Here is a 12,536-nt window from a genome sequence, read left to right as displayed (position 1 = left end):
CAGGGCCAGGGTAGAGAGCAAGTGCTTTTTCATGAGTAAGAGAGGGTAGGGGTGGGCGTTTCACTATGTTACGCCGTTGCCGAGCCTATACGCAAAAGATGAGCTTACGGCTATATAGGCAGTAGGCACATCGAAAGCGGGCTGCTTCAAAACCCTTGCAAAATCATTTTACCTGGCACAAAAAAGCTCTAGCTGGTGGGCTAGAGCTTTTACTAAGTAGGCGAGGAGGTTACTGGGTATCAGTGGCGGTGCCTTTCGCCTTCATTTTGCCCTCTGCGCCGTGGCTTTTGGCTTTCAAGCCATCTTTTTTGGCCGCTACTTTCGTTTTCTGCCCATCCAGGTCGTGGGTCTTCACTTTGTTGTCTTTAGCTTTCACTTTGGCCGGCATTTCAGTCTGAGCGGCGGCTGTGCCAATGGTGCCTAACACACAGGCAGCCAGAGCTGCCGAAAACAGAAACTTTTTCATGATGTAGAAAGGTAAAGTGGAAATGACGGAATGCCTGGCCGGAGCCCGTTGCTGGGCCACCCATAAGGCATACCTAAATTCCACGCTCTCCATGAATGCCGCATGAAGTTCCCGGCACCGGCCACTAGCCCGGCAAATGCACCGTGAACTCACAGTATTGGCCCGCCTCTGACTGCACCGTGAGCCTGCCGCCATGCCCTTTGGTGATGATATCGTAGCTTAAGGAGAGGCCTAGGCCTGTGCCTTCGCCGGGGGGCTTGGTGGTGAAGAAAGGATGGAAAATCTGGTCGAGCACGGCGGCCGGAATGCCCGTGCCATTGTCGCGCACCTGCACCAATACCTCGGAGCCTGCGCGGCGGGTACTCACCGCAAGGGTGGGGCGGTAGGTGCCCGCCGGCAGGAGTGCCGCTTTCTGCTGCACGGCATAGAAGGCATTGTTAAACAGATTCAGAAGCACCCGCCCAATATCCTGCGGCACAATGTTTACCTCTCCCAGCTGCAGGGCAAAATCAGTGGTGAGGGTGGCGTTGAAGCTGGGGTCTTTGGCCCGGAGGCCGTGGTAGGCCAGGCGCAGGTATTCGTCGCAGAGGGCGTTGAGGTTGGTAGGTTGCCGCTGGCCGGTGCTGGCGCGGGAGTGTTGGAGCATAGCCTGCACAATGTTACCGGCGCGGTGGGCATGCTCATGTACTTTCTGCTGACTTTGCGCCAGATCTTGCAGCACTAGCAAAGCCGCCGCGCGGTCGTCTGCCGATAGGTTTTCCTGGGCTAGTGTTTCGCGCAGCTCTGCTACCAACTCCAGCCCTACCTCCGAAAAGTTGTTGACGAAGTTGAGCGGGTTTTGAATTTCGTGCGCGATGCCCGCCGTGAGTGCCCCCAGCGAGGCCAGCTTCTCTTGCTGCACCAACTGAGCCTGCGTAGCCTGCAGGTGTTCTAATGACTGCGCCAGCGTTTCATTCTGGTGGGTCAGCAGCATTTCTTGCCGGAAGTTCTCTATGCGGAAGTAGTACACCACCAGAAACAGCGTCAAGAAAAACAGCACCACATTTACATTGTAGAAGTAGAGCCCATCGGGCACGTACAGGTGCAGGTTAACGGTCTGCATGGCGTGGCGCACCCCAAAGTAGGCGCCCAAATTCAGGAGAAACAGCAACGCCAACTTCCAGAACGTGCGGAAGAAGAGCATACCCACAATGCTGTTGGTAATCAGGAAATACTCTACCCCATCGTAGCGGCGGGCTATAGCAATTAAAGAGCACAGCAGCGTAACGCTCAGGATGTTGTAGTACGCCGAGGCATCGTACCGGTGGTAGTAGTTGAGGACCAGGGGCGGCAAGTGTAGCAGAAGTCCGCCCAGGCAAATCCGGAACGTGAGCCAATCGGGAGAGTTGAAAAAGACCAGCACATAGCCAGCATAAATGCCCAGGGTAATCCAGCAGATGCCGTTGAGCAGGTGCACGCGCTTAAGCTGCCATACCGTGAGGGTTGGCAGTGCTCCTAAGTTAATGGCTTTGCGCCACAGCATCGCCACCAGCCGCGTGAAGTGGCCTAGCATAGGCTGTGAAACACGTTTTGGGCGGGAAGAAGCTATTGCGGGCATATCCTGACGCTTACAACCGCAGCTACTACCACGGTGGCGGTGAATATCTACTACCTGATACGGGCAAAAAATAGGCGGGAGAAAGATAAGGTGCTGATGTATCTAGGAGAGTAAAATCATATATAATAATAGTATATTTATACATCAAATGCATTGGTGTACCTGGTTCCTTCTGAGGTCAGGCTTGTAGCGGCTATGCCATGTGGTGGTAGCTGCTATCCTTCCCCAACCGCGCCGCTTTCTGACTGAACTTCAGTCACTACCTGCCGATGAAAGCCTATACTTTGCTGTTGTTGGCCCTGTTAGTGCGGGTGGCGTTGGCTCAGGCTGGGCCCGAGGCTGTTGTGACGTTCGAGCAAATGCCGCCCGATGGCCTCCTACTCAGCAGTGGCTGGAAGTACCACCCTGGCGACAACCGCGCCTGGGCCACACCGCAGGTTAACGACCAAGGCTGGCAAGCCATCAACCCCACGTTATGCCTGCGCCAGTTGCCGCAGCTGGCGCCCACGGGCTGGTTACGCCTGCGCTTTCGGGTGGCTCCTCAGTTGCGCCGCCAGGCCCTGGCGCTACGGGTGTATCAATACGCGGCCTCGGAGGTGTACTTTAATGGGCAGCTGCTGCAGCGCTATGGCTCTCTTAGTGCGCAGCCCGCAAACGTGCAGCCGTTCTGGCCCAATGGGGAGCCCATTGAACTAACCCTGAACGAGCAGCCTGAGCAAGTGCTGGCCGTGCGCTACGCGCTGTGGCCGGGCTTCCAGCAGTTTAGCGACTTTTTCGTGCCCATGTTCTTTCAGGCGCACTTAGATGGGCTGAGCCAGGTAGTGGAGCAGGACCAGCGTGAGGCCACCTATAAAACCTCCGACATGCTGTTGTTTGGCCTGTTTCTGCTGCTGAGCATGCTGCATCTGGCCTTTTTTCTTTACAACCCCGCCCAGCGGGCCAACCTGTACTTCACGCTCTACACGCTGGCCGTGGCCATCAGCTTCTGCTGCACGGGCTTCCTCGACGAAGTCCACCGCTTGAAGGTTCGTCTGGGGCTCGATGTCTTGTCGTATGTGGCTCTGCAGACAGGTGGAGTGCTGGCGGTGCACGCCTTGTACTGTTTGTTTGGTGTGCGCCGCACCGCCGTGTATTATGGCCTGTGGGCGGTAAATGGGGTTAGTCTAGGCCTATTGCTGTATGGCCATGAGCTGAGCTGGTACCCCACCGTGGCGTTTATGGTGCTGGTTTCGGCGGAGCAGCTGCGCCTTACGGTGGGGGCCATGCGCCAAACCCGCCGGGGCGTGGGCATTATTGCTGCGGGCTTCGCCATTGCCCTGGTACTGCTGGTTGTATTCGCGTTTCTGGCTCGCTTCAACCAGCCGGTGCTGCAGGCTCAAGTGCTATCGGTGCCGGTGCATACGCTGCTCACGTTTCCGGCCTTCCTGAGCCCAGTGCTGGCTATCTCGCTGTTTCTGGCCCGGCAGTTTGCCCTCGATAGCCGGCTGCTGAAGATAAAGCTCAACCAGGTGCGGCTGCTGTCGGAGCAAACCCTGACCCAGCAGCGGGAGAAGCAAGTGCTGCTGGCGCAGCAAAACGAAACCCTTGAACGGCAGGTGCAACAGCGCACCGCAGCTTTGCAGCGCACCCTCTACCACCTGCAAACCACCCAAGACCAGCTGGTGCAGAGCGAGAAAATGGCCTCGTTGGGAGAACTCACGGCCGGCATTGCCCACGAAATCCAGAACCCGCTCAACTTCGTCAACAACTTCGCCGATGTGGCCATTGAACTGCTGGCCGAGCTCCGGGAAGGCCCCTTGCAGGGGCTGCCTGCCCCCGACCATGATTACGCCCACGAGCTGCTGGGGGAGCTTGCCCTAACCCTCGATAAGATTCATACTCATGGGCACCGGGCCGATGCCATTGTGCGGGGCATGCTGGAGCACTCCCGCGCCAGCACCGGCCAGCGGCAACCCACCAACCTCAACGCCCTCTGCGACGAATACCTGCACCTGGCCTACCACGGCCTCCGGGCCAAGGACCCTCGCTTTAGCGCCGCGCTCCTTACGGATTTTGAACCTGGCTTGGGGCTCATTGAGGTGGTGCCGCAGGATATTGGGCGCGTGCTCCTGAACCTGTTTAACAATGCTTTCTATGCCGTGCACAAGCGTCAGCAGCAAGGGGAGCAAGGCTACCTGCCCGAGGTGCGGGTCCGGACGCAGCGCACCGACGACACCGTGCAGGTAACCGTGCGCGACAACGGCACGGGCATTCCGGCCAGCGTGGTGGATAAAATCTACCAGCCCTTTTTCACTACCAAACCTGCCGGCGAGGGCACTGGCCTAGGCCTGTCGTTGAGCTACGATATCATCACGAAAATTCACCGCGGCACCTTGCGCGTTGACACCCAGGAGGGGCAGTACACCAAATTCATTGTAAGCCTGCCGGTAGGCCAGGAGGGCGAGGTACCGGCACAACTTTCTTCCGATGAAAATTCTAGTAGTTGATGATGAGGCCGACGTGCAGCTGCTGTTCGAGCAGCGCTTCCGCCGCGAAATCCGCGAGGGGCTGTTCTCGTTTTCCTTCGCCTTCTCGGGAGAGGAGGCTCTGACTTATTTGCGCGGGCACAGCCCGGAGGTGGTGCTGATCTTGTCCGACATCAACATGCCCGGCATGAGTGGCCTAGAGCTGCTGCGGTGCATCAAGCAGGAGCACCCTGAGCCGCCGCCTCAGGTGATGATGATAACCGCCTACGGTGACGACAACAGCCAGCAGAAAGCCAGGCAGCTTGGGGCCAACGATTTCCTGACCAAGCCCCTTGACTTTGCGGCCCTGCGGCAAATGCTGCTGCCCCTCAACCAACACGAACACTAACGCCACCAGTATGAAAACCAAGATCTTGGTAGTGGATGATGAGGCCGACCTGCAGCTGCTGATCAAGCAGAAATTCCGCCGTAAAATTCGGGAGGGGGCCTACGAGTTCAAGTTCGCGCACAACGGGCAGGAGGCGCTGGAGTGCCTGGCCCAGTACCCCGACACCGACATTGTGCTGAGCGACATCAAGATGCCGGTGATGGATGGCCTGACCTTGCTCACGCAGATCCGCGACCTGAACCCCGTGCTCAAGGTGGTAATGGTATCGGCCTACACTGATATGGTAAACATCCGGACGGCCATGAACCGCGGAGCCTTTGACTTCGTGTGCAAGCCCGTAGATTTTCAAGATCTGGAGGTAACTATTGAGAAGACGGCCGCGCACGTGCTGCAAGTGCGCGAAACCTTGCGGGCCATTCAGGAAAACAACATTCTGAAGATGTACGTGGACGAGACGGTGCTCAACTTCATGGGCCGGCCCGGCTTTGAGAACAAGCTCATGGCCAGCGAAACTGTGGAGGCTACCGTCGTTTTCATCGACATCTGCGGCTTCACGGCCCTGGCCGAAAAGCTCCCCGCTGAGGAACTGGTAAGCCTGCTGAACTCTTACTTCGACCAGATGGTGAAGGAGATAATCACGCAGGGCGGCTACGTAGACAAATTCATGGGCGACGCCGTAATGGCCGTATTCCGGGGCGACTACCACCTCGACCGTGCCATTGACGCCGCGCTTTCAGTGCGTAGTTTGCTGCAAACTACCTGCAACGTGTCGCTTAATGGCCTAGAGTACTTGCCGGATGTGGCTATTGGCATCAGCACCGGCGAAATGGTGTCGGGCAACATTGGCTCGGCCTCCCTCAAGCGCCTCGACTACACCGTCATCGGCGACGCCGTGAACCTGGGACAGCGCCTGCAAGCCGCCGCTCAGCCCGGCCAAATTCTCATCACCGAGGCTACCTATCAGCGGGTGAAAGAATCATTCCAATGCCGGTTGCTCAAAGAAATTACGCTCAAGAACAAGGCCCAGCCCGTGGTAACCTACGAAGTACTGGCCTAGCGCAACTATCTAGCCCCTCATGGCGAGCTGGGCAAGACATGAGGGACTTTAGTTGGCTGTTTACTGGCATCAGGTGGCCTAGCTGCCTGCTAAGCAGGGTGAGGTTCGGAGAGCTGCTTTAGGTGTTCATTCTGCAGGCGTAGGCGCTGGCACAGCACCCGCAGCACGTTGTGGAGCACTTCTGAGCATTCTTCCATCACATCATAGAAATCTTCTTGGTCGAGGCGGAAGGCCGTTACCTCGCCGCGGGCCACGGCCGCGGCAGAGCGGGGCTCGGCATCCAGCAGCGCCAGTTCGCCAAAGAAGTCACCGGTGCGGAAGGTGGCCAGGTGGTGCTCCTCGTTCATAATGGACACTTCCCCATCGTAAATGATGTAGAGGGAGGTGCCAATGTCGCCCTTGCTAAAAATGCAGTCTCCGTCCTGAAACTTCATTTCCTGCATGATGGGCACAATGTTGCTGAGCACGTTCTCCACGGTTTCGGCAAACAAGGCCGTGTTCTTGAGCAGCAGCAGCCGGTCGATGGTGGAAACGTGGGTGAGGGGCAGGGGAGGGCTGTTTAGCGCTTCTGAGGATGGGTACAGCACCGTCCAGTGTTCATACACGGCGGGGTAGCGGGCGGGCAGGAGCTGCAGCACATCCTCGGCACTCTCGCGCACCAAAGAGTTGGGGGCGTTCAGGTAGGTTTGCAGCCACGACACGGTAGCGGGCGTGGGCTGCCACTGGCGCAGCGCCACACTTATCGTCCAGGGCGAAAACACCTCGTCGCCACGCTCCAGAATAGTGGCAACAATCGACTCAGGAGGAATAGGGCCCAGCAGCCCATCAAACACCTGCACTTTCTTGGTTAGCCGGCCCACGTCAACGAGAGCCTGCAGGCCCTGGTAGAGTGGCCTAGGAACCAGATTCTCGAGCATTTCGAGGGCGTTGGCTTGGCGCTCGTGGCTAGTGCGGGCAATGCTGCGCTGGGCGTCGAGAATGGGTTGCCGGTCGTAGAGCTGGAGCAGGAGGCTAAACAGGCGCTGCTGCACTTTGATAAGCTCATACCTGAGGCAGGTACGCAACTCTACGTTGGCTCCCAGCATGCCGTGCAGGAGTTGCTGCGCCAGGCGCATTTCCTTCTGCATCAGGTTCTGAAACAGCGGGGCTTCTGCTTGCACTGCTGGGAAGCTGCTCAGGGCCTGCAACGCCGCCGACCGACGCCGGAGGTGGGCCTGCTGGGCCAGCGTAACCAGCACGCGCCGGCTGGCGGGCGTGGCCAGGTGGGCACAAATAGCCGCAAGGCGCCGCAGCATGGCGTAGTCCTTTTCGTGATGCAGGGTTTTCTCCAGAGTGGGAAGGGCGGCTGCACCCAGCCGCATTAGGCCCTCCGCCGCCGACTTCCGCAGGGCCTTTTCCTTCACCAGGGCAATAAGCAGCTTGATTACTTCCGGCGTGGGAGCTTGGGGTACGGCCTCAATGGCCGCTTTCATCAGGGCTGGATCGGTGCTGCGCAGGCACGTATGGATAAGGGTGACCTGTTGCGCGGCCGGCAGAAACTGAATGAGCATAAGAGCTGCGCGCCGGGCCTGGGGCTCGTCGGCAGTTGCCAGGTCCAGCAAACTAGCCAGGGCTGGCGCGTGCCCAGGGTCCACCGACAGTCGATTCCAGATGGCCGTTTGCCGCACTACCAGATCGGGGTGATGCAACTCAGACTGGCTGGTGAGTGGCCTAGCCTCCGTGCCAAGGCCGGCTGAGGTAGCGGCCTCCTCAAAGCCAGGCTCCGAGGCCAGTTGCGCCTCGCGGCTGTCTAGTTCTTCCCTAACTCGGAGCAAGTCTGTAGTCAGCCAACTCGTGGCTGGGGCGGCGCCCGCATCTACGGTGGCCGGGAAGCGGCGCGCGAGCACCGTTTGCAGTACCGCCAAATAGTGCCCGTGCGTGCGCCGGAGCATTACTATAGCCCCCAGCAGCAGCAGCGCCATCCAGAGGAAGAGCAGGCCCTTGCCTAAGGCTGGCGACTCGGGCAGGGCACTGAGCAGCAGGCCTGTGAGGCCCATGCCCAGCGGCTCATAGAAGCTCTTTACCAAGGTGTGTCCGCGTAGCCGCTGTTGAGGCGCAAGGGGCTGAAACAGTACCAGGAACACTGGCTCAAACACGGCCCTCCGCATCACTTCTAGCCCCAGATACAGCCCGCACAAGTACACCAGATAGCTGCCAGGACCAAACTGGGTGAGCTGGAGCCCGCCCAGCAGGGCTAGGCCACCCAGCGTAAGTACCGGCAATAGCAGAAGAGTGCGGGGCAGGCCTAGCGCATCGAGGCCGTGGCGAGTGAGCAGCAGCTTGCCCAGCGTAGCCAGCAGATACGAGCAGGCCAACACGCTGCCAAGGTAGGTCAGCAGGCTGCTCTGGTCTAGGAGCTTCGCCTTTACCTGAATGAAAAACAGGTACTCTACTCCCGTGGCTACGGCCGTTATGGCTAGTGCACTCAGGCCCATGGTCAGGAGGAGCGGGTTGCTGCCCAATAGTCGGCGCAATAGGGGGGAGTGCACCTTCTGGTGGGGGCGCGGGGGTACTGGCCTAGCCTCCACCACATGCGTGCTAAACGTGAGGTACTGCACCAGTAAGGCACCCAGGTAGGCAACTAAAGCTAGGAGCACCAGCATTCGTAAATCGGTCTGGGCGTGCACGAAGATGGCCAGCAGGGCACCCAGAGCCTTAGCGGGTAAGTCGCCGGAGCTGATGACGCTGAAGAGCCGCCGGCCCTGGCGTACGTTAAACACCACCGCCGACACGCCCCAAAATTCCAGGTGCGTGAGCAGGTAAATCAGGCGGTACACCACCATTAGGGCAATGGCAGTGCCCACGGTGCGCCCGCCCATCAGCAGCACGCCCATCAGCCCAGCAAAGCCCACGACTACCAGCAGAGTGCGCACGGCCAGAGAAGTGAGGGCCAGCCGGTGCTCGAAATACGCGTACAGCTTCCCGGCCCCAATCATGGCCAGGGCGCTTAGGCCGTAGGCCAGGGGTAGATTTCGGGCGGGCTCGTGCTCAAGCAAAAGCACAGTAGCGGCCACGTACACCAGCACGGTGCCAATGCCCAGAAGGAAGTTGTGCAGGAAAAACAGCCACACGGATTTTACCTCGCGCGAGCGAATGCCCAGAAAGTGCTGCCAGGTTTCCATGATAGAGAAGAAGGGATAGGTGTGTAACAGCAGAACGGTGGCCGCCTTGCCGAGCAGTAGGCCTAATGGAGCGGTCGTTTTTTGATCAGGCCTCCTCGAATGTCGCTCACGCTTTGCATGACGATAAAGGCGTGGGGGTCAATCTTGTGCACTTCGCCGGTGATGGCCAGCACCTCCAGCCGCGTCACTACGGTGTAAATCGTTTCCATGCGCATGTGCTGGTGCCCGTGCGAGCCAAACCCGCGCGTGCACTCATACACCGTGGCCCCACGCCGGAGCTTGTCAGTAATCAGCTGCCGGATGGCTTCGCTGTGCGCCGAAATGATGGTTAGCCCGGTGTATTCTTCAATGCCCGACACCACAAAATCGACGGTTTTGGCCGCCGACAAGTACGCCAGTATCGAGTACAGGGCCGTTTCGACGGAGAGTACCCAGGCCGCTACCCCGAAGATGATAATATTGATAACCAGAATGATGTCGCCGATGGAGCCCGGCAGCTTCCGGCTGATATAGACTGCCAGGATTTCTGTGCCATCGAGTACGGCTCCGCCTCGCATTGCTAGGCCAATGCCCGCGCCTAAAAAGAACCCGCCAAACACAGCAATCAGCAGCTTATCCTGGGTGAGAGGCGGAAACGACACTACCAGCAGTGCCACGGCTAGCAGCAGAATGGTCAGCAGCGTCTTCACGGCAAATTCCCGGCTCATCTGAAAGTAGCCAAGCACAATGAACGGGATGTTAATCACCACGATCAAAATAGACAACGAGATGCCCGTGACGTGGCTAACAAGCATGGAAATGCCCGTTACACCGCCATCAATAAACTCGTTGGGCAGCAGAAATGCCTTCAGGCCAAAAGCCGCCGAACAGACCCCAGCCAGCATAAGCGCCCCCTGCACCAATGAGTTGCGCGCCCACTGAAACGACAGCCGATACAGCAGCGGATAGTTGGTAGGATCTTCCGTGGGCGCAGTATCCGGGGGCGGAGTAAGTACAGGGCGAGCGAACTTCCGGCTCCGGAGTCGCGGCGGAATTAGCTGCTCGATCAGCATCGTAATCAGTCAAATAAGGGTAATACACCCCCGCCAAGCAGAACGGCAGCCCCACGGCTCAACGCCCCGGAAGCCTACAGGTAGGTTTCCGAGAGGCAACCCACCAACTGTCTAGTAATACAATACACCTGCTCGCGAGCTAGTTGCTCATTCTTCCTCCGTTGCTAAGCCATTAACTCCGCAACTCGCCTCCGGTAGAGCACTTCCTACCGGCCTCCGTTCACCGCCATCCGTAAGCCGCATTTGCAACGCCAAAGTGAGGGCGCATTGGGGTGCAACAATGGGCTTGTGCTGGCTTATTATATGTGTAAAGTAAAAATAAAGATAAAAATTTTTATATCCAGATAAGCACTAGTTTTAATCGCAATAAAATTCTGGCCGTGAATAACTAGCTATGGTTAGAACATCATTAGGGTGTCGGCACCGCGTAAGGCAGGCTGATGACAAACTCCGTGAAGTGGCCCTCTTCTGAGCGTACCGTGAGCGTACCGCCGTGCCCTTTGGTGATGATATCGTAGCTCAAGGAGAGGCCTAGGCCTGTGCCTTCGCCGGTGGGTTTAGTGGTGAAGAAGGGCTGAAAGATTTTCTGCTGAATAGTCTCCGATATGCCTATGCCATTGTCGTAAATCTTCAGCACCGCTTTGCCCAGACTTGCCAGCGTTGTGATGGTTACCTCTGGCTGGTACTCGCTGAGTTCGTGCTTCTGACGCTGTTGCACGGCGTAAAAAGCGTTGGTAATCAGGTTGAGTAGTACTCGCCCAATTTCCTGAGGCACGGCTTCCACCGGCTCCAGAGTGGGGTCGAGGTGAGTAGTGAGGGTTAGGTTAAAGGTTTTGTTTTTGGCCCGGAGGCTTTGGTAGGCCAGTTGGAGGTACTCTTCGGCGAGCAGGTTCAGGTCGGTGGGTTGGCGCTGGCCGGTACTAGCGCGGCTATGCTCCAGCATGCCCCGTACGATGGCGGCGGCCCGGTGCCCATGCTGGGTAATTTTCAACAGGTTCTGCTTTAAATCAGTCACCAGCTCGGTTTCCGCTGCTGAGCGGCTGGCCAACTGCTGCTCGGCTTCTAGCTCACTAATTAGCTCGCCGGATACTTCCGCGAAGTTGTTGACGAAGTTGAGTGGGTTTTGAATCTCGTGGGCAATGCCAGCCGTGAGCTCTCCCAACGAGGCCATCTTTTCTCGCTGTACCAACTGCGTTTGGGTATTCCGAAGCTCCACCAGCGCTTGCTCCAGGTTGTTGCGCTGGGCCACAATCTCGGCCGTGCGAGCCGCTACCTGTTGCTCCAGCACCTCGTTTTGCTGGGCCAATAGCTGTTGCTTTTCACGCTCCTGCTTAAGTTGCCGGTGCTGGCCTCGCACCAGAATAACGACAATAGCCAACGCCAGCAGCAGTAGGAGTGGCCCAATCAGCAGAAGCATCTTCAATAGAACAGGCATAGCTGGCTACTGGCTTGGCGAGTAAAAAGAGGTTTGCCGAACGTCTTGCTCCTGGCTACTAATCTTCAGCGGGAAGGCTCAACGGCTGCGGTACTGCCTCGGGCAACGTGTGGCGTTTGGGGCTACTCGGCGTACCTAACGACTGGCCTAGCAAATGGAAAGGCCGGGGCTGCCAGCGGCTGTAGTGAAGCCACGCGGGCAACGCGCGCATGGGCGGGGCATCTAAAGGGAAAAAGCAGAACATCCGGGCCAACAGTCCCATTTGTATAGCTACCAGCACCATATCGGGGCTGGTAATTATTCTATCGAACCTGACCATCGTATCAATGCTATAATCCATGTTATACACGATATTGATAGCTAAGTAGCTGACAACGGAACATGAACAATAGGCCAGAACGGCGAGGCTCAGAAAAAACTCGGGCCGCTTTTCTAAAGGTTGCTCATGGATGATGCTTGTTAGTCGGGTAACCTGTAGAATGGCAAGCAGCACCAGTAAAGCACATCCTGCGGCTTGTGAGTAGGAATTTACATCCGTGAATAGCCCATCTAGCCAAACGGCGTCAAGCACGGCCACAATGCCAAATAGGGAAACCCCAACCAGAATAAGCGTATGGTAGCGCTCAGAGAGCAGGCGGCGGTACGCTTGGGCCAGCGTCACTACCAGCACCACCGTGGCCAGATGATACAGGTATACGTCGTTGTGAAACGCAAACCGACTCAGTGCATTAAGAAAGTAAAGCAGGACCTTGAAGCCAACAAAGTAGTAGACGGGTTGGAACGCGTAGGGGATATGCTTCCGCCGTACCCAGGCGCAGGCAAAGGGTAGCAGTGGCGCCGCCTCTAGCGCACGATTGAAGCTGTTTAAGTCGTCAGACCAGTGGCTCATACCTCAAGTGGGTCCGAAGACATACA

At 57.8% G+C, this 12,536-nt stretch carries 9 protein-coding genes; 3 read left to right on the top strand and 6 right to left on the bottom strand.

Features of this window, described 5'->3' with window-relative positions; genetic code table 11:
- Window positions 1-229: 229 nt before the first annotated feature.
- Window positions 230-466, bottom strand: a complete 237-nt coding sequence (locus tag EU557_RS02135; RefSeq protein WP_135528766.1) for a hypothetical protein — start codon at window positions 464-466, stop codon at window positions 230-232.
- Between the two features lie 124 nt (window positions 467-590).
- Window positions 591-2,063 carry a sensor histidine kinase gene (locus EU557_RS02130; protein ID WP_135528765.1) on the bottom strand — a complete coding sequence of 491 codons (1,473 nt, stop codon included), beginning with the start codon at window positions 2,061-2,063 and terminating at the stop codon, window positions 591-593.
- 269 nt (window positions 2,064-2,332) lie between these two features.
- On the opposite strand from EU557_RS02130, the gene EU557_RS25770 reads away from it, so the two are divergent.
- Genes EU557_RS25770 through EU557_RS02115 form a run of 3 tightly spaced genes read left to right on the top strand, consistent with a single transcriptional unit; the run spans window position 2,333 to window position 5,973 of the window.
- Window positions 2,333-4,549 (top strand): sensor histidine kinase, encoded by a 2,217-nt coding sequence (locus EU557_RS25770; protein WP_135528764.1) that lies wholly within the window; start codon window positions 2,333-2,335, stop codon window positions 4,547-4,549.
- A complete protein-coding gene (locus EU557_RS02120) occupies window positions 4,530-4,916 on the top strand; it encodes a response regulator (protein WP_135528763.1) in 387 nt (128 codons plus the stop codon). Before EU557_RS25770 ends, EU557_RS02120 begins: the two co-directional genes overlap by 20 nt.
- Window positions 4,917-4,926: 10 nt before the next feature.
- Window positions 4,927-5,973: an adenylate/guanylate cyclase domain-containing protein gene (locus EU557_RS02115; RefSeq protein ID WP_135528762.1), complete on the top strand. Its 1,047-nt coding sequence runs from the start codon at window positions 4,927-4,929 to the stop codon at window positions 5,971-5,973.
- An 89-nt stretch (window positions 5,974-6,062) separates the two neighbouring features.
- Here the strand turns inward: EU557_RS02115 and EU557_RS02110 are convergent, their stop codons facing one another.
- From EU557_RS02110 to EU557_RS02095, 4 genes are all read right to left on the bottom strand, one after another.
- A complete protein-coding gene (locus tag EU557_RS02110) occupies window positions 6,063-9,134 on the bottom strand; it encodes a cyclic nucleotide-binding domain-containing protein (RefSeq protein WP_135528761.1) in 3,072 nt (1,023 codons plus the stop codon).
- Window positions 9,135-9,196: 62 nt separating this feature from the next.
- On the bottom strand, window positions 9,197-10,186 hold the full coding sequence (locus tag EU557_RS02105; protein ID WP_135528760.1) for a YitT family protein: 990 nt from the start codon (window positions 10,184-10,186) through the stop codon (window positions 9,197-9,199).
- Window positions 10,187-10,595: 409 nt separating this feature from the next.
- Window positions 10,596-11,621, bottom strand: a complete 1,026-nt coding sequence (locus EU557_RS02100) for a sensor histidine kinase (protein ID WP_135528759.1) — start codon at window positions 11,619-11,621, stop codon at window positions 10,596-10,598.
- Between the two features lie 58 nt (window positions 11,622-11,679).
- Window positions 11,680-12,510: a hypothetical protein gene (locus EU557_RS02095; RefSeq protein ID WP_135528758.1), complete on the bottom strand. Its 831-nt coding sequence runs from the start codon at window positions 12,508-12,510 to the stop codon at window positions 11,680-11,682.
- Window positions 12,511-12,536 lie beyond the last annotated feature (26 nt).

Source organism: Hymenobacter wooponensis, from assembly GCF_004745865.1.
Classification (GTDB): domain Bacteria; phylum Bacteroidota; class Bacteroidia; order Cytophagales; family Hymenobacteraceae; genus Hymenobacter; species Hymenobacter wooponensis.
This window is presented reverse-complemented; position numbering and strand designations above follow the sequence as displayed.

Bases quoted from the DNA above. Each gene is read 5' to 3' on its own strand.
- EU557_RS02120 (WP_135528763.1), top strand. From the start codon at position 4,530: ATGAAAATTCTAGTAGTTGATGATGAGGCCGACGTGCAGCTGCTGTTC.
- EU557_RS02115 (WP_135528762.1), top strand. From the start codon at position 4,927: ATGAAAACCAAGATCTTGGTAGTGGATGATGAGGCCGACCTGCAGCTG.
- EU557_RS25770 (WP_135528764.1), top strand. From the start codon at position 2,333: ATGAAAGCCTATACTTTGCTGTTGTTGGCCCTGTTAGTGCGGGTGGCG.
- EU557_RS02105 (WP_135528760.1), bottom strand. From the start codon at position 10,186: ATGCTGATCGAGCAGCTAATTCCGCCGCGACTCCGGAGCCGGAAGTTC.
- EU557_RS02135 (WP_135528766.1), bottom strand. From the start codon at position 466: ATGAAAAAGTTTCTGTTTTCGGCAGCTCTGGCTGCCTGTGTGTTAGGC.
- EU557_RS02110 (WP_135528761.1), bottom strand. From the start codon at position 9,134: ATGGAAACCTGGCAGCACTTTCTGGGCATTCGCTCGCGCGAGGTAAAA.
- EU557_RS02095 (WP_135528758.1), bottom strand. From the start codon at position 12,510: ATGAGCCACTGGTCTGACGACTTAAACAGCTTCAATCGTGCGCTAGAG.
- EU557_RS02130 (WP_135528765.1), bottom strand. From the start codon at position 2,063: ATGCCCGCAATAGCTTCTTCCCGCCCAAAACGTGTTTCACAGCCTATG.
- EU557_RS02100 (WP_135528759.1), bottom strand. From the start codon at position 11,621: ATGCCTGTTCTATTGAAGATGCTTCTGCTGATTGGGCCACTCCTACTG.